The sequence below is a fragment of the Brevibacillus laterosporus genome (assembly GCF_030489605.1).
Lineage (GTDB): Bacteria > Bacillota > Bacilli > Brevibacillales > Brevibacillaceae > Brevibacillus_B > Brevibacillus_B laterosporus_E.
This window is the reverse complement of sequence record NZ_JAUKFY010000036.1, coordinates 1-23563: the sequence shown is the minus strand read 5'-3', so window position 1 is coordinate 23563 and position 23563 is coordinate 1. Positions and strand designations below refer to the sequence as shown.

Genomic DNA, 23563 nt, shown 5'->3' with positions numbered 1-23563 from the left:
GCCCTCTACCGAAAGGTAAAGGGCTTTTTAGGGAGATGAAAATAGCGTAACTTTCACTGTTATAAAATTGAAGAATGTAGTAAAAGTTCCTTAAGAATATTACTTCCTGTTTAATAACTCTGTACTGGCTTAGTTTCAGCAAAAATAGTTTTTGATCAGGGTCATTATCATTATTGCAATGGGCTGACGTTTGGAATCAATAGCTCGGCATGTATTCACCAATTCCTTCACCAGTGTTTCAAATGGGTACTATTCGATGATACTTAATTTTTCTTTAGGTTTATTTTTATCACTTTCTACATCAATACCTATTTCATTCTATAAATAGTAATTCGTTCCCCTAAATCTCATTTATTACTTCCGGTTTTGATGCTTGCTTCTGCTCATCCATCCTAGCAAAAGTCCGTTCCAGCTTGCCTGTAGGGGAATGGCTTACCTATGATTACTTCTCCTTTCAATCCATATCATGTCTCTGACTTAAAGCTCTTACCCAGCTCCTGATCCAAGCCAAAGTAGTGACGAAAGCTGTAAATCAGCGGGTTCTACGCGGCTGGATTGACATGTTGCTCACTCATCACAATTGCTTCATGGGCATGGACTTTTTGGGCCTCTGACTCGTGGAGGTTGACAACTTTTGCCTCGATTTGTATAGGGCACTCTTCCACTCGATCGGGTTGCACGACATCTGAAGAAAGCAGTGTGAAACCACCAGCTGAAAATTTGTCGTGCTCAAATCGGTACAGTTCCCGTTTGTAGTCTGGCACCGGATTGGCCCCGGTCAATTTGGCCAATTTTTCCACACGCCCCCAGAGCGCCCCATCTGGCAGGTTGACGACGCATTCTCGGCAACGGTGTAAATTTGCTAACCCCTTCCTGCGTCAGACAAGCCCAAGAACGATCCGAATCCCCAATGCCCAAGAAGATGACATGGGTGTGAGGTTTGTCGTCCCATCCTCATTCAATGTTGAGAGCAATACGACTGGAGTCCGAAGTACAGTATTTTTGGCTGAATGACCAGACTTGCAATTTTCATTTGTTTATTCATTATGATCATCTCAACGAGCATTATAGCCAAAAAAACATTCGCCCTTCATCGAATGATGAATGCAACGCGTTATTGAGGTGATTTGCTTGTTAAAGTCTCAGCCCAAACTCGTCAGCTAAGCCTTTTAAACCCGCGTCCGTCACGCGTACTGCACGCCCGTATGACTTGTTTTATTTTAATATCTGCACATTAATGAAAGTTTTTTAATATTCCTTCAAGACTATCCGAACAGAGAGCGCTGCCATCCCTGTACTCAGAGCTGCGCATTGGAATTAATAATATGTGAATTTTTCAGTTGGCCAGAACAAATAAGACTTTCCCTATTTTATTGTCGGGCTTATTCATGATGCCTTGCGCTCCTGTTGTAAAGAGCGTGACTCGATCTGATGAAATTCCCCTACCAATCATATTTCAGTCCGGCACTTCAGATGTAAAGGGCGGGGATTGCGTATCAATTAATTTAATCTAGTTAAACGATATCAGAAGGGAGTATAATAGTGTAAATAGTAAGAAAAGCCACAACATGAATCTTGTATTGTCACCTTTCATCCAATTAAAAACAATGATCCAATCAAGAAAGAGAGACTGATATGAAAAAAAAATTCCTGATTGTAATAAGCTTGTTCATCATGATGAGTCTATTCACGGGTTTCCATTCTGAACCAACCAACACGTTACAACAGTCATTAAAATCTAATCTCGTTCCTGTTTCAAAAATGGAACTTCCTTCGAAAACCATCATCGGGTTTGGAGAAGCTACGCATGGTAACAAGCAATTTACTACGCTCAAGTCAGATATTTTTAAGCATCTGGTGGAAAAACAAGGATATCGCGCATTTGCTATAGAAGGCGATTTCGGCGGAGGCCAAAAGGTCAATGAATACATTTTAGGAGGCAGCGGTACTGCACAAGATGCTGCAAGGGCAATCGGATTTACGATTTACAATACACAAGAACTGGCAGCCCTTCTATCTTGGATGCGCTCCTATAATGAGCATCGGGATGCAAAAGATAAGATTCATTTTTATGGTTTTGATATGCAACGCTATGACCATAACAAAAACGGGCTATTCTCCTATTTAAAAAAGGTTGATCCGACACTTGCCTCCAAGTATGAGATTGCACTTACGAATCTGAATGATAAAACGGTGTATGATCAAAAGCAAGCCAAAGTACAGGAGGGGCTCTCCCATATTAAAACCTTAATGGAGCGGATGAAAGAAAACAAATCGGTTTATACCGCAAAAAGCTCTGCGAAAGAATATGAGTTGGCTCTAGCCTTTGCCGAGGCTATCAAGCAAAATGCTACACTGCACGGAACAAATGTGAATTATAACAATACCCGTGACCAATATATGGCGGATAAAGTGATATGGATTTTATCATTTGAAAAGAAATATTACGGTCGCGAAAACATATTCATCACGGGACATAATGGTCACATTGAAAAAACCTCCACTTCCACGGGAATGACAGCCTGCATGGGAGCGCATCTCGCTAAAACCTTAGGGGATCAATATTACGCAATAGGAAGTGAATTCTACGAAAGCTCCTTCATTGCTACTGACGCTACTACCAATGAACGAAAAGAGTTTTATGTAAAAAATAGTGGAAACGATCGGCTAGCTGTTCTGTTTGCAGATACAGACATGAAAGATGGATTCCTTGACTTTGCAAAGGTAAGACATGATGGAAATTTCACTGAATATCTGAATAGAGTTCAGCCCATCAGTGCAATAGGTGCAGTCTTTAGCGGATTGTATGGAAAAATTGAAAGGATGTATACTTTACAGATGATTCCAGCAAAAGCTTTTGATGCTATCATTTTTGTGCGCACAGCTACTTCTTCGGTCATGATAACGGATTAACGGACTTAGTCTAGAACAATATGTTCACAGTCTAACACTTTTTTACGAGTCTAAAAAAATATTTTCAATGAACCAAGCTCCCTTAAAACAATTAATGGCTTCGACCCTTGATAAGAAAGAGCGAAGCCATTAATTTTAAACTACTACTAGGGCGTGACGGTCCTCCTTTCCAATAGCCTCATTTTATAGGTTTACTCTACCATCCAATACATCACGGGCCAAACAATAAGCCTTTCCAAGTGGCAAGCTAACTGGTTGCCTTGGTATATCCCTAGCCATCCCCTTCCCCCTCTTATTTCTGAAAATCCCTTTAGAGAATTTTTTCTGAAGACTTCCACCCGTTCTAACGTTGGCACTGTGCAAATTTTTGATATCCCCTAATCTTCGTTCACATTTAAAAACTGATCTAATCCACTATCTGCGGCTCTGCGAATGTCCGTTCGTAGATCTCGCTATGCATGGTAGGTATTCACCCAATTATGCATGGATAATCACCCACAAGGTATACAGTTAAATATAATATCTAAAAAATAAGATGACGCTAAGGAGTGATTGTATTGGTTTGTTATAATGTCCCTTATACCTATGAGCAATGTATGCAGGACTGCACATCTGGAGAAAATCCAGGTACAGTTGAAGAATGCGAGCCTGTATGTAGACAGTATAAAACAAGACCTTGGTATACAATATGTACAGAATCTATGCCATCTATGCCATACGCGCCTTCAACACCTTACAGCATGAGTCAACCAGCACCTTACAGTCCACAACCATATCCGTATCCATATCCCTATGCTCTTAACCCTCAACCTCTTCCACCTCTCCCTTATCACTATTATTCTATTCTTCCTGACGATGATTGCGTTAGGGAATGCAGAAGACTCGGAATACCTTCTTTAAATTGCTGCTTTAGATGCGGATATTGCTAACAGACATGCTTAGAATTAACGTTATGAATTTCGCTTCAAAAGTTGTAAAAATAATGAGTTATCCCGTAAATCTTGTACGAATACTGTTCTAATAACAGAAATCTGTCGTTTCATAAAAAGTGGTAGTCCGGAACATATTTCTTTCTGACTACTACTTTTACATTTATTTTTACTTTACTAGAAACCTTCTGCCATATGTATCATGCCTCGGATAAATAGATCATCTCCAAACGCTCTTATCCTCTCTTGTAGTCTTCCCGGTTATGAGACATCTCACATAGTGGCTGCCAGTTGTTCCGCTTCCAAAACAACTCCTATCTCCCTTGTGTAAAACGATATGGTCAACTACTGTAGCTCCTGTTAGCAATCCTTTGGCATAGCAATGTCTGCAAAGCGGATGCTTTCTTAAGTATCCTTCTCTCGCTTTTCTCCACTTGGGCGTCATACCATGATCCGTAAATGATCCACGTTCTCGATCATACTGCTTGACTTGTTACTTTTGTGGCAAAGGGTAATAAGCTTCTCTTGTTAATGTTGGTCACCTGGAATGTAACCAGGACTCCAATGGTTTGCTAGGCATTGTTTCATCTCCCTTGTTTCATAGAAAAAATACCTATTAAATGACCTATATATTTATTTCTTTACTTTTGTGTACTTATTGCATACATTATGCAGCAAAAAACTAGAGTTACTGTTGCAGAAACTACTGTTTAAACAAAGGTATTGGAACATGATGTAAACATTAAGTACATAAGAAAAAACACCACATCAGACACACTATCTAATGGTTTCTCTTAAAAGTATAATCACTGGTATTTCAAATACTAAACAGTATTTTTACCACGTTAGATTGCTAAATGGAGCAATTAACGTAACCATCAATAAAGTCATTCTTTTTAAAAAGACAAAACGATTATTAAGATTCAATCTTCCCTTTATTATTAATCAGTTCTCAGCTTTGTTTAAAAAACATATCCTGTATTAATGGGCTCTTTTGAAAATTAGCGTTATCCTCTGAAATAATGGACTTTCATACCAAAGGATTCTCGACACCATTGGCTTTTTTATAATATGAGAGGAAGTTTAATAAATGAAAATTTTAGCCTTACTGTCTTTTGAAATTTTTCGTTTTTCCATTGGAAAATCTCTTGAGAAGCTAGGTCATGAAGTCATTTATTTAGATAACTTCGATGAAAATCTTTTGGAACTAACAATCAATACATTTAAACCAGAGATCGCATTTAGTATGGGATGGGAGGTATGGCATGTATCTTTCTTTAAAACAGGAAAATTCCCGTTAATTAAAGAGCTTCTAAAAAAATACAATATCTTTCATATATATTTTGCTGAAGAAGACTGGCTACATCATGACAGATGGTCTAAGCCATATGTTGAAGCAATTCAACCTAACTATGTATTAACAAGAAGTACTATCTGTGTAGAAAAATATCAAAATATGGGGATACCTTCTATGTTCTTTGATGTAGGCTGCAATCCCGATATTCACAAACCCGTGCCAATTGATCCAAAATATCAATGTGACGTTGCTGTAGTTGCTAATGGGCACTTTGGCTTTGGAGAAATTCGTCACAAAAGTATTTTCGAACTTGTCTTCTCCTTATTTAATCAACCATTCAAAATTAAAATTTTCGGGAAAGGCTGGGAAGAAGTGCAGCATCACTTTAGTGATATAAATATTCCATCTGAAATGCTGCATGGTTCTATCGCTTATACCGAAACACCAAAAGTATATAATTCAGCAAAAATATCAATTAGTTTACAAACCTGCAACGATCAACTGAGCAATCGAACTCTTGATATCATGTCTTCAGGGGGATTCTTACTCACTTCTGATACACCAGCAGTTCGTATCAAGCTTATTCCCGGCATAAATTGTGTAATTTCTAATTCTGCTAAAGAAACAGTTGAAAAAATTAAGTACTATTTAGTCCATGAAGAGCAACGGATTCAAATAGCAAAATCTGGACGAGATTATGTTATTAGACACTTCGACTATAAAAACACCTTAAATGACGCTTGGCCGAAAATTTTAGCCGAATACATGAACACTATATTTCTCTAGAGAAGGTTTTCTGCACACGCTGATCTTTTTATATAGTGATTGATCATTCGAACTGATGCTGCAAACTGCTAAACTACCGACAGATTATGTATCTGATAAATTCAACACGAAAAATACTACCTAAATTCATACAATCTCCCCATAGGTGACTAGCCTTTATCTTATGATATAAATTTGACATCAGTATGCCTAGCTGATGCATTCCGACGATGACATCAATAAAATTAAATATCTTCTATGGTAATTTTAGTTCATCTTTTGTGTGATGGTTGGGTAACTCTCCCCCTGAAAACAACATCTCCTGCAACCGACCCAGGAGTTCATTTGCTGAATTTGGCCCATATCCATACTTTTCCAGTAAGCGACATTTTACCTCATTGATTTTTTTCAGTTATGCTTACCTGACGTTTTTGTGGAGGCTGTTATTTTGACCAAATTTTTTACAGCTGCAAATATTTTTTCAATCGGCTCTCAATCATCCAATTAGCTTATTAGCCCAGTTCAGCATCGTTGCTACATTTACAGATTTGTTTTTTGTTTTTTGTTTTTCACTCCTTCATCGATGGATCGGAAAGCAAATTACCTTTTTATTTATAAATTCTTTAAAAAAGCGTAACCTTTTTTTTACTCAGACTAATGTGGGACAAGTAAATTATGAATTCCTATGTTAGGGGGAGAAATGTATGAAAGCGCCAAACAGCTTAATAGGTGGACAGCAACTGTAGCAATTGTTAGTGTTTTTGCATTAACACCGGTGTGGACGATAGAAGCAAAGACAAGAGTCGAGACACAGAAGACGGTGGTGGATTATTATACCAAACAGGCAAATCAACTGAAGGAAAAATTGATGCCTATCTTTCCAAAAGTGAAGGATTATAAAAAAATAGAGCTAGAAAATCGGGAAGCAAGCGGTTTAGCCTATGTTTCGATGAGTCAAAATGGTCAGGCGACTTCCAAATTGCGTGTGGAGTTCGATAAGGAAACGGGAAAATTGCATGGTTTTACGTTCTACGAGCTGTCTGGAAGCGATAAAGAGGGAGACTATCAGTATCAAAAACCTTGACAGGAACAACTAAAACAATTCTAGACGATCAGGATAAAGAGCAGGCTATCCAATTACTGAAGACTTTGTATGGATCTGAGGCAAGTAACTATCAGGTTGTCTCCGTTTGGAGAGAGTCTGATCGAAACATACAAGGTAAACTGCGCCCACCTATCGTCAATTTGAAATCCTCGTTAAAAGAAAATAAGAGCATGGCTACATATGCTTCTATTTATTTTACGGAATCAGACGAGATTAATAGCTATGAGACTGTAATCAAAACCCACTTTTTTTGACAAATGGTATGCGGCTGATATAGATAAACGCGAGAAATAGTGGGATATCCTATCAAAACCAGCTCAAATTACATTTGATAACTTAAAAGCTATTTATCCTAGTTTAGTAAAAACTCCAATTATTGATGTTACTTATGATTATGAAGAGAGAGCATTTCTAGTCAATTTTAGACAGAAAACAGATCAACAGTTTGGAGATATGGGCGCAGCTACTTTTAAAATAGATAAGTATTCGGGTAAACTAACCTCTCTAACTTATTATCGCCCTTCCAACAAGGCCCTTACACCTGAAGTTGCAAAGCAGAAAGCACTTGAATTTCTTCAAAAGTTGTATGGTGAACAGGCCAAAATGTATAAGTTTCAAAATATAAATAGTTCAACCTTTTCATGGGTGGGTTCGGAAAAACAAACAAGTAGCGTGGTTGTATTTTCTGGGCCAGGTAAATCAGAGGAATTGATGATTGGTGTTACTGGTAACGGAGAGATTTATTCTATTGTTCAAATGTCCGCCTAAGCAAAGAAGTAGGAGTATTTACATGTGAAATACTTGGATTTGAATACAGTTGCTATATTTTAGCAGAAACCTTAAAAGCCTTGTTTATCAGGGCTTTTTTACATCCAAAAATTTATTTTTAGCTTAATAATCAATTTTTAAAAATACGGGCAATGAGCAATTTCTTGCGGAATCCAATTGTTCCCCTTGAGGTCATAGAGCGCATTACTATCTGATTTACTGAAAGGAACGACAGAGAGAAACCAGTAGAGCTAACATTGCGAAAGCACAGGTCTAAAGAACGTTTAACGAAACTCCGATATTAGGTAATAAGTAACAGAAGACATACGTACGTTGGTAAACAGAGCAGTGATCAATGGACCGTAATTGATGTAGGAGGACTCATCTTGGCAAAAAATAATGACAAAAAAAGCGAGCTTGGTAAAATCATCGTAGTGTTCGGAAGCGTTCTAGGAATAGGTGCAGGCTCCATTTTTGGGTTGAATCATTTTGTATTTGATTCCAAAAATGCCACCGCCGTAGTGACGACGGCTCATCCAGAAGCAGCGAAGAATGCGGGTTCAGAAGGAGTACCTAAGCTAGCAGAAAGCAGTGAATCTCAACCACCATCTCCTGTTCTTGAAAAGGTAAACAATCCCTCTGAAGCAGCTTTTGAGCCCTTCTATGCTTCTCTTCAGATGGACGAATATGTAGCTGTTTACAATCAGGATGGCACGGAAAAGGTACTTTCTTTGGATTTAACAAAAGAAGAAGTGAAAACATTGTTGGGGAACCCTAAGTCTGAGTCCTATGTGGATAATGGAACCAGAAGTCTATGTTACAGATACGGTTCTTTATCAATTTTCTTCGATGATGAAGACCAATCTATGAGCTACATGACATACGAGGGAACGAAGGAGCTATTGAATAAACAATGGTTGTCTAGCCTTACGAAAACATTAGATTCAGGCGACGTGAATTTCTATGAGTCTCCTACCCGTAATACAATGGTAAAAGTGGACCATTATCCTGAAACCGATGAGGTTGTAGTTTATTTGTCAAAACAATACCCGCAGAATCAGGGTGTTACTGCACCATCAACCGAACAACCTCAAGTTGTCCAAACACCGGCACCAACGCCACAAAATACTAACACTTCTAAGAAAAAACAGATGAACGCCAATGGTGGATACTTGTTATCCCCGGGTGAAGAAATTGTAATTGAAAATGTTCAAGTGACCAATGACAGCAGAGTCCATACAGCTAAATACAAAATTTATGTCAACTATCACTTTGCCTTCAACAGTCCCAATATGGTAAAAGTTATTACCGATCCTGAAAAAAACTTGGAACTCATGCCCGGTGAAACGACCACAGTCCAAATCAAAGTCAAAGCCAGCAAAAATGCTCCGAAAGCAAGCTACAGATTTATCGTTTCTCTGAGCCAAGGTTGGTCAATGCAACCGCTGAAGGATTTTACTGTAGAAGTGAAATAGAGGATTATATGGTTCTATAACGAAATAAGTTCAAAAGATTCAGGGGGCCATAAAATGAACGTTAAAAAGAAGAAAGATTTGGAGAACATGTAGAAAAATTATTAGTTGGGGAGGGTCATTCGACGACAGATTCTTCAACCCTATCTGCCGAAAAGATAATACGTCCATCACAATGAAATACTTCATGGTCATTACAATGTTGACAATTTTTCTGTTGTTTGGACTACTCAAGAAGATTTAACTCCGTTCTGATTTTAGGACGGAGTTATGCGTGTGCAAGACATCAGAATGAAGCAAGATTATTGTAACGTTACAAAGCACTATAAAAATAACCCTCGAAAGCGACTAACCTTTACATCTTAAACTATAAAAGTATTACGAAAAAGCTACCAGCTTGATTTGAGTAGCTGTTCTTGCTTTTATGTACCTGCTATCAGCATTTTACCTTATTCTTCAATTAGAACGCCATTTTACAGTAAAATCCCGCCAAAACCCGCCACGTTTGCCGCCTCTTATGAATCCTCTCCTTCAAAACTCCTACTGTTAAGCATTAACAACATCCTTACATGTAAAATTTAGTCCTTTGTCATTCGATGTACAAACTCTAAATATTGATTTATCAGTAACTATTTCATCTTTATTCTTCACTTGATCAAATTTCACATGGCACATGTTGTGGATTATCTTCAGAATATCCTTCGATAACAATTGTACGATCATACATCTCTGCTATGAAGCCGGTAAAGGTAATTTTTACGTCCACTTTTTCGGTTTCCTTTACATACTGTTCTGCTACTTTTTCTGCTTCACTTAGTTGTTTGTCGTTAGGAGACGGTATAGATTCTGCTACCTAGATTACCAATGCACCGTATAACTACAGATCAACAGAATAGCATTAACGTTTATCACTATTGAAATCGATGCATAAAGATAGGGAGATGAAGAATGAAACGACTCTTTACCAGATTGATAGTTTTCTTTTTGATGATATACACTTTGCAACCCCAATCGTCCCAAGCCGCCGCTCTGCCGCAGCAGGAGCAAACCATCATCTAAGGTGTCTGTTGATGGAAAATTTACCAAGCTAACGGGTCCATTAAAGAGTTGGATTTGCCAACCGGCTTGAAATATACTCATAAACAGACTACATTTCCTTCCTACTCCAATGATATGAAGTATAAATACGTAATAAAGGAAAAAGAAGAGTACATTTTGGATTTACAGACAGGGAAAAAAATCATTCTGCAAAGCTTGCTAATCATGGAAAGATATCTGAATAAGTTGCATTGGTCCCCGAAAGGGCATATGTTGGCTGCTGAGGGGGCATAGTCATACTGACGTGAATCAGACATCCTGTAAAAAAACTCGACTAGCTCATCCTCTTCAATGATCGCTCAATTATTTTCTTATCCTCATGAAGCTGACGTAATATTTCTGAATGTTCCGTCATGGTGATTTTTTTATAAGTATTTGAATTTCCCATTAAGCTTTTGTATTTTTTTATACCGGAACGTAATTTACTTAGGTGAATACACATATTATGAAGTTTTCTATAAAGGAGAGTTTGTAACATGTACTTTTTTCAACCTAATCATTATTCCCACATGCAACTGAATAACAACGATTACTTAAGGCAGCCTAATCAAGTTCAAGCCTATCCAATAGATATTCCTATTTATGTTAAAGGTGAAAACATAAATAAACTGCCGTATAAAGCATTGAATTACCACCCTGTTGGTGCTCGACCAGCTGTATATGTACCAATTGCTCAGTTTTCTAAAGTTGGAGCGACAGTACATTGGGATGAGCAAACCCAAACAATCAGTGTAAATACTGATGAAACACTCGAAGACAAGCTTATTGCCTTAAAAGCATGGCGAATGGCTTATGGAGAAATTTCTAAAGCGGTTGAAACTCCAGAACAACATAACAAGGTGAGATTTAACGGGATGGTGGATGATAAATTTGTTTTTGACGGGGTATGGTGGAATGGTGCTGGAGGTGATGAGCCTAAACTTACTGTAGGAAGATACTACAATGCCCATGCAGGAGGTGAGGGTATGTCACAAATTTATTTGACTGTTATAAATGATCAAGGAGGACAAAGTTACTTTCGCAGGTCAAGATTCTCCTTTGAAGCAGAAGGTATCCCCTCCCCTGAATTTTAATATTCCAGTAGATAATAAGATTCCCCCTTCCTACATGTGGAAGGGGTTCTCACTTTATAAGCTTATTGGAAAGTTAATGTTTTGTTGCATTTTTTCAAGAAAATAAGCGAAATGGTTGCAGAGATATTGTCAGGAAAAAGAATGAAATGAAAAAACCGGATTTCATTTCACAAGGAATTGGCGCTCTCTGTTAGTGTCTTATGAAAGCTCTTTTGGTTGAAAAACTTCATACCCTCTTTATCTTAGCCAATGGTCAGGGATATTTATATAATTAGGTAGTTTAGTATATTGATTCCCTTTAGCTGAATTAACTTGAGATTGTGTCAAGAATATACAATCGGTCAGATTCGCATTGCTTAGATCTGCATCCCTTAAGTCTGCACCAATAAAATCAACTTTTCTTAAATCAGAATTACTTAAGTTAGCTGCAATTAAAAGTGCTCCTCTTAAATTTGCACCTTTTAGATCAGCACCTTTTAAATTTGCTCCTAAATAGTCCAACCCTTTAGTAAACTTTCTTTTTTTATTTGTTTGCACAAATTCTTTCCGAACTAAATCGCTTGTCCTGACTAATAAATCGTTAACAGTATGTCGATGAGAAGGTATGTCTATGCTTAAAATTTCTTCAGGTGTCCTGTTTGTCATTTGTACAGTTTTATCATAAACCTTTTTTAATTCTGATTGAAATGGCTTCGTTTCTGTTAGCCCTAAAGCTTGGCTGAGATAACAGAGCATTTCATGTAACTGTTGAACAATAGGGAATACCACAAACATCTCACTTGATTTTTGTATGTTATTTCGCCAATCATTTCCTTTATATATACTCTGTGAAACATGTTGTCCAGCTCCAAAACATTCATAGGAGACACATCCACGAAAGCCCTGATCTCTTAATTGGTTATGTATACGGCAGCGATTATCAGTACATAGATTCCGGCAAGGCTCCCCACCGTCTTTATTGAATGCAAAGTCGGCTGATCTTGCATAAGGTAAAGCGACGCAACACAAGCCAAAACAATTTTCGCAATCAGACATTAAGTAGTCATCCATTTAAAGAACACTTCCTCTATATTTTAGTATCCTTCATTTTATACCATTCCATTATAGACGTTATGCTTTGTGATGGTTATCTGAAATTTTCTTTCTGTTAAATTCCTGTTGTTAAGTCAAAGGTAATGAGTAGCCTGAGTAAGCTCTGATCTTTTGTTAAACTAACCTCCCGTTAGTGGCACAACGACAAACCAGAATAACAAACACCCATCAGCGAATAACCGAAGAAGGGTGTTTCATGTTAGGAATAGTACCGATTACTTCCACTGGTCCCATCTCATAAAGAAGATGATAATTATCAAAAATATGGTCGCTTGCACACTCAGAATTACATTTCACAACAAAGCATTCTTTCACAATCTCTACAGGGGATGAATTTTTGTAGAGCAATTCCATATTCCCTTAGCATGACCCACTAACAGAATCGTCCGTTACTATGTCCTCTTCGCATATCTCTTTGCCATTCTTGCCGTAGAGTCCAGTGTATTAGCATAATGTCAAACCGATCTATTTCAAAAAACTGCATTAATGAATACTCAATTCCCAATCAATTATATTTGCAACTTCTTTATCCCAAGCCCAAAATTTAATCTTTCTCAATTTTCCACAGTCTTCCTCCCTTCACACTAAGTCAAATTTCCATTGATAGCAGTCACCCGTATGGTATAATTTCCCTAAATAAAACTAAAGGAGATCTCATTGTGGAACTTATCCTAAAAGAAGTAACTTCTGAAAACTGGGAAGAATGTATTGAGTTACAACCCCATGAAGATCAAAAACACTTTATCGCCTCAAATTTGTATTCCTTGGCACAGTCAAAGTTTTTACCGAATTTTGAAACCCTTGCCGTGTACAATGATCAAATAATGGTTGGATTTGTGATGTTTGGGGTAGATCCCGACGATTCGCAATACTGGATTTATAGACTTATGATCGCTTCTGGTCACCAAGGAAAAGGGTACGGACTTGAAACTATGAAACAGGTTATTGACAAAATAAAAGCAAAACCAGATACAACAGATATTATGGTAGCCTATCACCCTGACAACCAAGCCGCTGCCACTCTATATGAAAAACTAGGATTTCAAGTTCTTGGTAAAGCTCCATGGGGGGAAATTATGGCACGTCTTTCGAAAGCTGACTTAACAAAATGAGCATTGTCTACCCATCTGCTAAACTGTCATCGCTATCTGTCCGGCCGATGGTGTCGAATCCTTTTACGGGTCAATGGAGATTTTGACGAAAAAAAAGACCTCGCCATCATCTTACTGGCGAGGTCATCTGTATCACTGCCCCACAGGCAGTGCATTCTATGGCTGTAAGATTTCCTTCCAAATAGAAAAAGCCGCCGGCTGTTCGACGTCTAATTGCGTTTATTCACGGCTTGTACCAACGCTATAACCGCGATTACCAGTGTGATTACCAGTATTATAGTTTGCCCGGTACCTTATAACGAGCGCGTGAAAAGACTTTAATTAAATAAATTTTAGATTGTATATGAAATAGATAAGCATGATAGACGAGTATGCCGCTACTGCAACATTTACAATATAGAGCACCTTTCGCAATTTTTCAAATTTACCCCCAAAAAGAAACGGCTGGATTACTATGTTAGCAATTAAAAAAAGGGGTAAAAGCAGTAAAATCCACCTGTTTAAAAAAATACTTGCTATTATTTCACTCACTACTATTCTCCATCCATAATGACATCAAATGCACGTGCTGCTTTTCTTTCAGCTAAAATCACATCCGCACCGTTAACGGCCGCTGCCATGCCAAAACCAGCACCTGTTAAAAAGGCAACCATTCTATCAGCCCCCCAACTTGATTTAATGCCTTTTACACTTGCTATGAATGAAGAGGCTGAAACAGTTGTGTTCACCGCAAACAGAGTCTCAGCTTTTAATAATTCATCAACTTTATCCTCATAATGAAACAAATCGGCTTTATTCCTTGAGGTTTGCTTTACGTAGGTTCCTCTTTTACCATTCCCAACATCCCAGTACTTTTTTCCACCGCTCTTATCGATTACATAATAATAACCAAAATACATATCCTGTGCTTCCCGTACTATATTTTTCGTCGACCGTTTTTGTCTGTCTTTTTCTTTCTGTACCTGTTCCTCAGGGTCTTCTATAGAGACCTGTGTTTTGATGCCATCATCGAACTCTATAGTATGATTCATTTTATCATACGTAGCCTCAGTAATTCCATTTTCACTTTCTACTCTAACTACTCTTAGGCTATCATTATCCTCTAAAATCTCAATCTTATATTTATTTCCTTAACTGTCTTCAATGGTTGCTGCTTCAACAATTTGATTAGATTCATCCAGAGCAAAAACAGGAATACTAGATGAGGCCATTACTGATAAAATGTCAATCGGATACCCCGTAACATCCAAATTCTTTATGCCTATGACCTCAAAAGGTAAACCAGATGATCATGAAAATCGCTATTGTACTAAACCAGCTTTTAAAAAGAAATGGGAATGCGAATATTCTTCAAAAGCATCTGATTGGGACCCTGGTATTGGTATGGCAGCAGAATATGACTTAAAAATGGGGAATAGACAATTACACTCCGATTACATTTCCCAATATGTTTACGCTGATAAAAGTGAAAGAGGAACGATTAATATTAAATTCCAATATAGGCACGCGATTATACGTGGTTCCGTATCCGTTTCTTATAAGCCCGTGGGGTTATCCATTGAACCTGACCACACTACTCAAGTAGCAGATTTTGGTATAGAATTTAAATATCCAGAGCTTTAGCTTTGATTTACCTATCTTATTTCGAATTTTTCCGCTAATGTTAGACACTATAAACTATTGATCTGAAGGAGGAGCTTCTGTGATATTACGAGTTATACTATACTGGTTACTCACGATGGCAATAATGTTTTTAGTGTTAATAGTTATCGGAAATATCAAAGGTACTTTTATTGAGCTTATGGTTATATTACTTGCAATCTCCCAATCATTCACCATTGCTTTATTAGTAGCTCTTTTGCGAAAAAATAATAAATGACAACCCCACAACCTAATAATCCAAAAAACCCTCTAACGGTTTAAATTCCGTCAGAGGGTTTTCACATTATCTTCGACTCCCTAAATCAAAATAAAGGGTGTTTGCTATGAAGTTTGGGATGCGTAAGCCAAGTTTCAAAAAGCGTGTAGCAGCTAGGACAAGCCTAAAAAGACAGTTAGTACATCGGGCTGGATTGAAGATGCCGAGAGGCTGGGGATGGCTCAGAAATCCCAAGAAGTATGCTTATAATAAATCTTACAACAGGACTGCGTTTGATATATGCAAGGTGATTAGTAAGTTGTTTAAATAGTAAGAATCCCGCCTTTCTAAGGTCGGGTTAATCTGTATCCCTGTTTCCACAAGCACACATTATTTTTCACTTTGATTCTTTTTTTGACTCCTTGAAGATTTCACCTGTTGGATCGTTTATACGGTCAAAAAAATATAGGTTGGGTTGATACAGTTTTTTATAAAAGTCGTATCCTTCTACTTTCACCGGAAGACCAGTAGAAACATAAACATATGCTATTTCGTATGAAGCGTTTTTAGTATCCGGGAGAGATTGATATTTTTTAACTTTTTCCCATTAAACTCAACCTCCTCTATTGGTTTCCAATAAACTTTGTTAACTTGATACCCCTCTATAATGGTTTCAAATAAAGTTTTGTCTGGTTTTTCTTTTGCCTCAGTTATATTTTTTTAGTTGTTATACTCTCCTTTTGATATTTGTTTGATTGAAAATATTGGTATTCATCTACTCTTTCGTATCCATTCATAGGATCATACCATTTTTCAAATTCCGTAAAGGAATCCGGAGTTTTCGAAGTTTGAAAGGTTACCTAAAAATCTTCATATGTTCAAGGGCTGGCTTCGTTTGTGTAGCTGTTGAATCTGAAACGCTACTTTGCGCATAGGTTGAAGACGTACTAAACCCAAATCCAGATATCCCAAGGAACAGAGTTAAGACTAAAGTAGATAGGAATCGAATTGCTTTCAAGAAAAAAAACTCCCATTGTTGTGATCGTTTATTTAATAAGACGCTATCTATTTAAAAAAATTCCTATTTTCCTCCTTCGAGAATGTTGGAGAGAGTGGTCTTGGCTTTTTGCATATCTTTCAGCTGACGTTATGAAATCAACGATTACAGCACAATCTACATTTTTATTGATCGTAGTAAAATCGGTTGCTTGCTTAACGAAATGCAGCCATGGCTTGATCGCCTGCGTTCATCGATCGTCGTGCTTCTGCTTGCGTGTTTGTTGTTACTTTCGTTAGCTAATAACGCATCACCAACATACCGCCCGTAAACCCTGCAAAACCAACCTCAACTTTTTGTCCGTCTAACTCTTTTAATCGCTTACGCAGACCTGTCAGCCCTTTTTCTGCTTGATTATCTGCGCACGCTTTTGGAGTGGAGCGAACCATACTCAGCGATTGGAGGCGCGATCGAAGCTGCCTTACATCTTGACACATGTGTTGCACATTGCGGGATAATTCCCGCTGTGCCTTTGAAGAGGCCCCACCCATGCGCTTACATTCTTTTGCTGTCTTATCCGTTTCTCCGTGTAACCGTGTAATCTCCGCACGTGCTTTCCTAGTTGATTTTGCAACGTGTTATAATTCCGGAGACATTTTGTTTTGAGTGCCTAGTATGGCCGTTACTCTAGGCTTAACCATGTGAATACCTCCTTTCTATCGAAAATCAAATAAAAAAGATGCCCTCTTACATGTGGCATCTGCTCCTAGAGATATAAAGATGATAGCAACCAAAACGTAATACCTTGCACTAGAACCGAGATTACATAGGCAATTGCGCCTTCTAATAAGCTTTTATCTTTTGATGTTAAATATTTAAACCCTCCCCCTAATCGCGTTAAGGAGCATCAAAGCCGATAAAAATATCATGATCCCGTCCACAAATTTAAGAAAGTCTAGGATAAACTCCCACATAGACAATCCCCTTTCCTCCTTATCTCCTCCTCTCTATACTGAACAAGAATCCTCTAAATGGGGTATCGCCACATCGCCAATAAACTGCGGATTTTGAAAGCTAAGCCCTGAATCTAAAAATGGCCGGTTTCCTGTACGTCAAGGATACCGGCCTCATATTCCTTTGTACCAATTTCGATATAGACGCGTACATCCTAGCTATTTCTGATAAATCAACGGATACATCACTTTGAACGTTGCTTGCATCGATAATCTCATACGATTTTGTTTCGAGAAGTGCGCTATACAGCTTCTCAACCGATATATTTCAACCTCATCCGACCTGACTTGTTATTTCTACCATTCAGTTTCAGTTTTGTGTTCAATGATTTTTAATACTTTTGGTTCAATTTCTTTTAACAATTGTTCCATTAAACGATTGCTTATCGTTGCTCCATTTTGTTCAGCTTGAAGTTGGCTTTCAACCTGTGTTTTTGCAATCACATCAATCACTTGTTGTTTAGAGACATTTTTAGATGCTGCAATCTCCACAACAGATTTACCTTTTGCTAATTCTTGTTTTAATTCTTTCGAGGTAATTTTTAGTAAAGAAAATAGTTTTTCATCGTTTAAGAAGTAATCAGCAGTATAATCAGGCTTACCATTTCTAGAGAAATAACCTTCTGCTTCATTATTGGAAGGTGTAGGAGCTGTCGGAGAAAGATTAATTGTATTACCGTGAACAAATACCTGGTAACCCTCTCCTTCTGATCCCTTTTTGGTGTAATTCAAGATAAATGTTTTTTGATTTGGGTTCTCCATTTTCTCCATGTCAACCTCGTACTCTTTGACGTTGCCATACATTTTATCAATGAGATGATCTACCTTCGCCTTGATTTCCTGATTGGTTAAAGTAATGAGTGGCTTCTCCTTAGGCTCCCAATTCTCTTGAGTCAGGTCTTCAATCTCACCCGTAATGCCGTTTGTATGAAGGGTAAACTTTTTGCCGGTCCCTCCTTTTTCCTGCAGTACGATGCTTTGTTGGATCGTTTTCATATCAGTTGAATTAGTAGGGTCTCCAAGGTAGCTTGCATTGATAATCTCAAACGATCTCGTTTCGGGAAATGCGCTATACAGCTTCTCAAGTGTTGCTTTGCCAACCTTATCCACCTTGACTTGTTCAGCAGTCATTGGTGTTCTAGTAAGCATGTCAATCAGGATAGGGGCAGCAAATGCTGCTGCGGTTGGAATCAAAATCGAAGCAGCAACTACTCCACCAATTAATCGTTTTTTCATGGTTACTTCGCTCCTTTTTTGTTGCAAATATTGAGAATAGGATAGTTCTATTCGTTTGGAAATGGCCGGAGGGCACTCCATCGTTTCTGCCTCTTTGTGCAGATGTTCACGGATTTTGCGTTCAATAGTCATTGATCTTTTCCATCCTTTCCGTGGGGAGATTCCATAAGTTTTTTCGAAGCGCCTGGAGGCCAGCATGATATCTGGACTTGACTGTGCCTAGCGGAATATCGAGCAAAGTCGCAATTTCCTCAAAAGTATAGTCGTGAAAAAAGCGGAAGATAATCACTGTCCGCTGTTTGCCGGTCAGTTTTCGTATTGACTGCGATATCTCTTGGTTTATCCCATCCATCAACACAGTATGTTGATCCCAATAAGACTCTTCCCGAGAGAAGGCACGGATGCGTTCAAAAATTCGGAATCTCCTCCAGCTCTTGACCCGAAATCTCTGCACTTGACGGATTACTAAGCCGTGTAACCAGAAGTGGAAAGGACGGTTCGTATCGTAGTTAGCAAGTGAGGTCCACATTTGCATATAGATCTCATTCATGACATCTTCCCGATCCTGCTGATGATCCACCAGAAAGGAGACTGTCCGGTAGACGTCCTGATAGGTGGCATCATACATCGTATGAAACGCCTGTTGATCACCCTCTTTCATTTTTATGAGTAATTGGTACATATCTTCATTTTCCATTCAGAGGGCCCTCCTGAGTAAGCAGCTTACACACTATATTGTCTCTCTATCGGAAAAAGGTTCGGGTCTCTTCTTATTTTTTTTGCAAACGGTTGAGTGCAAGAGGATATCGGTCCTGAAAACAACCAGGAATACCACGACCTTTCAATAGAAATCCTCCGTTGAACTAGAACAGTTATACTTCAAAAAAGGCTTCGTTTCTACACCCAGCCGTACTACAACTGAGCCAATAACTAGATGAGTACGTCGTTATCTTACAGGAGCTTAAACGCTAGTTTGTCGATATAAATTAAGCTGTACGGGAAACTTTACAAGCCCAGTAGGGGGAATAATTATAAAGCCGTGTTTCAGCTATTCTTTGAAGACAGATAGAAGATATTGAATGACTCTTATCAAGATTTTGTTTATAAGTTAGGAGAAGGAATAACAAATATTCGGAGGCTTAAATATGTTTAAAAAAAGATTACTTATGTCGTTGATGTCAGTCTCACTAATATTTACTGGGGCTTTAGGTGTGTCAGCTTCTGAAATAGAAAGACAGAAAATCAATTAGCCAGAGGATGTTCCAGTCGAAGCAACTTATCCGAATTCAAGAGTTGAGATTAAGCCAGGGGATATTCTTATAACAAACAATACCAGTTCAAAAGGACTAACTGGTCACGCTGCGATTGTTGTAGATACGAAAATGTTGTTGAAATACCAGGGCCAGGGGGCACATCTCAATTGAACTAGAAATCGCTGCTCCTTACGATCTGGAAGACAGTTCAGACGTGACCACTGTACTTACCCAAGACAATTTCTAAAAAAAAAGAGTACAAAAAGTTACCTGCCATTTGACAGGTAACTTTTTTATGGTTCCTTATGTTTTGGTTCCTTATCTTTTGTTTCATCACTTAAATCATCTTTTTTATACTTAGAAGCTCTAATACCTGTTTGCATGACCTCTCCATCAATTATGCTATAGCCATATGTTTTGTCCTTCTCGTCACTAAAAATGACTCTAGCAAGATACGCATCGAACTTCCTTAGATAATCAACCCTAATTTCTGTAATATCACTTTGTTTGTACTTTTTTTCATTTATAAGGTAGGCTTCTATTTGACTTTTCATTTCTTCTTTCTTGTATGAGTAACCGCCAATAAGCCATTCAAAATTATAAATAACTAAAAATGAGATCACTAAGATTATTACAGACAAAAATATTTTTTTCAAACCCTACTCTCCTTCTTACACTACAACATCACCTGCTTATTATACCATTAAAGATAATTTTACCAAAATATTCTTTCAACTCAAATTACATCCATCAATGTTCATATTATGGTCATCACTTATGGAATAGACCAATTTATACAACTTCCTTATATTGTGAAATTTTGTTGTTTATTAGCCACCTATCCCGTTCATAAAGGGTAAATTACTTATTCTGCAACTCCTGCCCACTAGCAACCCTCAGCGCATCCGCCAACTACCCGATTCTCACAGCCTTATCCCTTCGTTCCCATCTGATTGTAAAAAGCCCATTGCCCTTGTAAATGTCTAATAATTTCGTTCGCTACCTCTGGTTTCACTGTTGGTTCCTTTCTTGGTTAGTCCACTTTCTCCCCCAAGCTGATTCAAGACTTGCTTGGTGCCATTCTTAATAGACAGATATTCCAGTAACCCAATCTGTAAGAGAGGGCAATTAATAAATGGTGGCGCCCTGGATCAAATAAGAAATCTGTCCACGGTAAAACTAATGATCCAATACCACCAATAACAATAGTGGCCAGTTTAGCAATAGCATTTATTTCAAGGGAAAAATTCATAAAAATCCTCCTTTTATTAACTTGGAAAGAAAAAGAGCAAAAAAACTATTCATAAATAAAGAGAGCCGCATTAACGGCTCCCCATGAAAAAACGTAGCTCTGATCGAGAAGGCATTACTTGGTAAAATCTTCATATCCCAGTACAGTTAGTTGCTGCTTAATTTCAGGTGTATCTTAGCCGGTACCTGAGGATAAGTTTTATCGCCGTCTAATATCAAATAGACGTATATAGTCGCAATAGCCATGATGGATTCACTCCCTTTCACTCGCACCAAAAGCCAAAGGAAATATTTCCTAGCCATATCTCTTGCCTGATCAACCTTTTGCCAGTCTCCGTGTCATAACCTACATTTAAACCTGTTTGTTATATCCCTCATCACGCCCCACTTTCCCCCATCATTCGGGTTCCGAATCCCGTCGTGCTGCGGTAGTTTCCTACCGAGCTTCAGAAGAAGCCCAACGATGGGCAAAATAAAAAAGACGCTTATTAGCATCTCTTCATCAAATAGCTATAGATAGGGTATCACGCTAACGGATCGGAGAGATTAGCGTAAGAAGGATTTAGTGCAGACCTTATAGAACATTTCAATTAATCTGTTAAAAATTCAAATCTATCTTGTAACGTATTAAAAATAAAAGAATTAAACAAACATTTTTAGGGGGATTTTTCTATGTTCCAAACCTTAGACCATTTTTTAAAATCTTGGGAGTTCGAAGCTGCTGCTACACAGAAACTACTGAGTAATCTAACTGATGAATCACTTAAACAGGAAATAACTTCACAAAGTTGGACTTTAGGACGTATTGCTTGGCATACCGTTGCTGCCATTCGCATTATTACTTCAAATACAAACTTAACGTTTGATGCTCCAGCCGAAGATTATCCCGTTCCTACTACAGCTCAGTTTATAGCAGACAGTTATCAACAAGCTAGTAATGCATTTGTACAGGCATTAAAAAAAGAATGGACTGACCATACACTACAAGAACGTATCGAATTTATAGGTCAACAGATGCCAAATGGTTCACTGTTAATGTTTTTGATTCAGCATCAAAGCCATCATCGAGGACAAATGACGGTTCTTATGCGACAGGCGGGATTAACTGTTCCGGGAATTTATGGTCCTTCAAAAGAGGAATGGGCAAAATTTGGAATGGAAGCACCACAAATGTAGTTCAACAAAACCCATCCTAATGGTAGGGCGGGCCGTATGTAGTTCGACCACCAACATGTAGCGCCGCAACGTGTGCCGGGAGTGGTACATTTCCATCCAATATTGTAGAATCAATTTTGTTCAATTTTTTTCGAAATTGATTCTTTTGGTTTGCTGACTTTTATTAAACAAACGGTAAACGTTACTTAATAAAATAGTTGCAGTCTAGGACTTTATTTTTATGGTCCATGGCTGTCGCTATGTTTGTTTTTGAGGTCAGCTCTAATATTTTATTATCAGTGAACAAAATAAATTTAAAACTACTTTGAATACATTTAAACAATGTGACAACCATTGATTTAGCAGTGATTGTCACATTGGAGTTAAGATAATCTCAATTTCCTGACGCTACCCCTAGATGATAATAACTTAATGAACCGTTTCTTTATAAGAACAGTTTAGTATTACGGTAAACTCATTATTATCAAGAGGAACTACCTGATGGACTTCTATAAATTCGCAAGGTAATGATTCTTCCATCTCTCCAATTTTAGCCGCTACATGAAGGGGATTTATGATTAGTCAAAAAATGGGGGAAAATTGTGGGCAAGAATTATAAAACTTGAAATAAACGATTTTTGCCCACAAACAAGAAAACCCCTCACACCTACTGGCGCAAGGGGTTTGCCACTTCTTACAGTGACATGTATTGGTTACGCTCCCACTCGTGAACACGCGCTGCGGAACATATTTTTTGTTTTCAATCGTTGTAATCCACTCAATAAATCCGCATTAAATCAACATTTTACTTCTCACACCTTCAAAGACTATCATATCTTTTCATCATTTTGTGGGTGAATTGTGGGTGAGACTGTGGGAGCTTTATCAGTATAGGTTCAACGATTTTATCAATACATTCCATCAGTGTTCACAAGAAAAGAATTTAACGTCAGTACCAATTTGGCTGTCAGTTGTCGAACCCTCTCCAACATTAACGAAGCTCTTTCCTTTTTTCAAATCCTCTATTTTTTTGTATCTTTGTAACAACTGGCGTACCGTTCTGTTCTACTTATGAAACTGGTAATAGAAAACCTAAGAAAAATTCTTGATTTCTCGTGAAAATTAACGTTTATTTACTGTCGACCGGACTGAGTTCAACCAGCGACCCCCACTCTA

At 38.0% G+C, this 23563-nt stretch carries 19 protein-coding genes and 3 pseudogenes; 12 read left to right on the top strand and 10 right to left on the bottom strand.

The window, feature by feature from the left end; all coding sequences use genetic code 11:
• Positions 1-464: 464 nt before the first annotated feature.
• Positions 465-1033 (bottom strand): annotated as a pseudogene (locus QZ995_RS22550) (flavin reductase family protein).
• Between the two features lie 602 nt (positions 1034-1635).
• Between QZ995_RS22550 and QZ995_RS22545 the strand changes: the two are divergent.
• The 7 genes and pseudogenes from QZ995_RS22545 to QZ995_RS22505 all read left to right on the top strand — a co-directional run.
• Positions 1636-2913 carry an erythromycin esterase family protein gene (locus tag QZ995_RS22545; protein WP_301812081.1) on the top strand — a complete coding sequence of 426 codons (1278 nt, stop codon included), beginning with the start codon at positions 1636-1638 and terminating at the stop codon, positions 2911-2913.
• 2019 nt (positions 2914-4932) lie between these two features.
• On the top strand, positions 4933-5925 hold the full coding sequence (locus QZ995_RS22535) for a CgeB family protein (RefSeq protein ID WP_301812079.1): 993 nt from the start codon (positions 4933-4935) through the stop codon (positions 5923-5925).
• Between the two features lie 679 nt (positions 5926-6604).
• On the top strand, positions 6605-6988 hold the full coding sequence (locus tag QZ995_RS22525; RefSeq protein ID WP_301812077.1) for a hypothetical protein: 384 nt from the start codon (positions 6605-6607) through the stop codon (positions 6986-6988).
• Positions 6985-7263, top strand: a complete 279-nt coding sequence (locus QZ995_RS22520; RefSeq protein ID WP_301812075.1) for a hypothetical protein — start codon at positions 6985-6987, stop codon at positions 7261-7263. Before QZ995_RS22525 ends, QZ995_RS22520 begins: the two co-directional genes overlap by 4 nt.
• Positions 7264-7462: 199 nt before the next feature.
• On the top strand, positions 7463-7777 hold the full coding sequence (locus tag QZ995_RS22515) for a hypothetical protein (RefSeq protein WP_301812073.1): 315 nt from the start codon (positions 7463-7465) through the stop codon (positions 7775-7777).
• A 386-nt stretch (positions 7778-8163) separates the two neighbouring features.
• Positions 8164-9252, top strand: a complete 1089-nt coding sequence (locus QZ995_RS22510) for a COG1470 family protein (protein ID WP_301812070.1) — start codon at positions 8164-8166, stop codon at positions 9250-9252.
• Between the two features lie 101 nt (positions 9253-9353).
• A pseudogene (locus QZ995_RS22505) lies at positions 9354-9504 on the top strand (cysteine hydrolase); the annotation flags it as partial.
• Positions 9505-10107: 603 nt separating this feature from the next.
• On the opposite strand, the gene QZ995_RS22500 reads toward QZ995_RS22505, so the two are convergent.
• A complete protein-coding gene (locus QZ995_RS22500; protein WP_301812069.1) occupies positions 10108-10389 on the bottom strand; it encodes a hypothetical protein in 282 nt (93 codons plus the stop codon).
• Between the two features lie 434 nt (positions 10390-10823).
• Between QZ995_RS22500 and QZ995_RS22495 the strand changes: the two genes are divergently transcribed.
• A complete protein-coding gene (locus tag QZ995_RS22495; protein ID WP_301812068.1) occupies positions 10824-11420 on the top strand; it encodes a hypothetical protein in 597 nt (198 codons plus the stop codon).
• A gap of 237 nt (positions 11421-11657) precedes the next feature.
• Here QZ995_RS22495 and QZ995_RS22490 read toward each other — a convergent pair whose 3' ends face one another.
• On the bottom strand, positions 11658-12470 hold the full coding sequence (locus QZ995_RS22490; RefSeq protein WP_301812067.1) for a pentapeptide repeat-containing protein: 813 nt from the start codon (positions 12468-12470) through the stop codon (positions 11658-11660).
• A gap of 402 nt (positions 12471-12872) precedes the next feature.
• Positions 12873-12950, bottom strand: a pseudogene (locus QZ995_RS23920) (hypothetical protein); the annotation flags it as partial.
• Between the two features lie 221 nt (positions 12951-13171).
• Between QZ995_RS23920 and QZ995_RS22485 the strand changes: the two are divergent.
• Complete coding sequence (locus QZ995_RS22485; protein ID WP_301812065.1) at positions 13172-13624, top strand: GNAT family N-acetyltransferase; 453 nt, start codon at positions 13172-13174, stop codon at positions 13622-13624.
• A gap of 533 nt (positions 13625-14157) precedes the next feature.
• On the opposite strand, the gene QZ995_RS22480 is transcribed toward QZ995_RS22485, so the two are convergent.
• Positions 14158-14733: a geobacillin-26 family protein gene (locus QZ995_RS22480; protein ID WP_301812082.1), complete on the bottom strand. Its 576-nt coding sequence runs from the start codon at positions 14731-14733 to the stop codon at positions 14158-14160.
• A 112-nt stretch (positions 14734-14845) separates the two neighbouring features.
• On the opposite strand from QZ995_RS22480, the gene QZ995_RS22475 reads away from it, so the two are divergent.
• The gene (locus QZ995_RS22475; protein ID WP_301812063.1) at positions 14846-15247 is read left to right on the top strand and encodes a hypothetical protein; all 402 of its coding nucleotides are present in this window, start codon (positions 14846-14848) and stop codon (positions 15245-15247) included.
• A 362-nt stretch (positions 15248-15609) separates the two neighbouring features.
• Positions 15610-15813, top strand: a complete 204-nt coding sequence (locus tag QZ995_RS22470; protein ID WP_301812061.1) for a hypothetical protein — start codon at positions 15610-15612, stop codon at positions 15811-15813.
• A 965-nt stretch (positions 15814-16778) separates the two neighbouring features.
• Here QZ995_RS22470 and QZ995_RS22465 read toward each other — a convergent pair.
• The 5 genes from QZ995_RS22465 to QZ995_RS22445 all read right to left on the bottom strand — a co-directional run bounded on the left by QZ995_RS22465 (position 16779) and on the right by QZ995_RS22445 (position 21233).
• The gene (locus QZ995_RS22465) at positions 16779-17030 is read right to left on the bottom strand and encodes a hypothetical protein (RefSeq protein ID WP_301812058.1); all 252 of its coding nucleotides are present in this window, start codon (positions 17028-17030) and stop codon (positions 16779-16781) included.
• A 759-nt stretch (positions 17031-17789) separates the two neighbouring features.
• Entirely contained in the window at positions 17790-18860 is a 1071-nt protein-coding gene (locus tag QZ995_RS22460) for a hypothetical protein (protein WP_301812056.1), read from the bottom strand.
• Positions 18850-19425 (bottom strand): sigma-70 family RNA polymerase sigma factor, encoded by a 576-nt coding sequence (locus tag QZ995_RS22455; protein ID WP_301812054.1) that lies wholly within the window; start codon positions 19423-19425, stop codon positions 18850-18852. Before QZ995_RS22455 ends, QZ995_RS22460 begins: the two co-directional genes overlap by 11 nt.
• Positions 19426-20274: 849 nt before the next feature.
• A complete protein-coding gene (locus QZ995_RS22450; protein WP_301812052.1) occupies positions 20275-20637 on the bottom strand; it encodes a DUF3139 domain-containing protein in 363 nt (120 codons plus the stop codon).
• Positions 20638-21041: 404 nt separating this feature from the next.
• A complete protein-coding gene (locus QZ995_RS22445) occupies positions 21042-21233 on the bottom strand; it encodes a hypothetical protein (RefSeq protein ID WP_301812051.1) in 192 nt (63 codons plus the stop codon).
• Between the two features lie 671 nt (positions 21234-21904).
• Between QZ995_RS22445 and QZ995_RS22440 the strand changes: the two genes are divergently transcribed.
• Positions 21905-22408: a DinB family protein gene (locus tag QZ995_RS22440; RefSeq protein WP_301812049.1), complete on the top strand. Its 504-nt coding sequence runs from the start codon at positions 21905-21907 to the stop codon at positions 22406-22408.
• Positions 22409-23563 lie beyond the last annotated feature (1155 nt).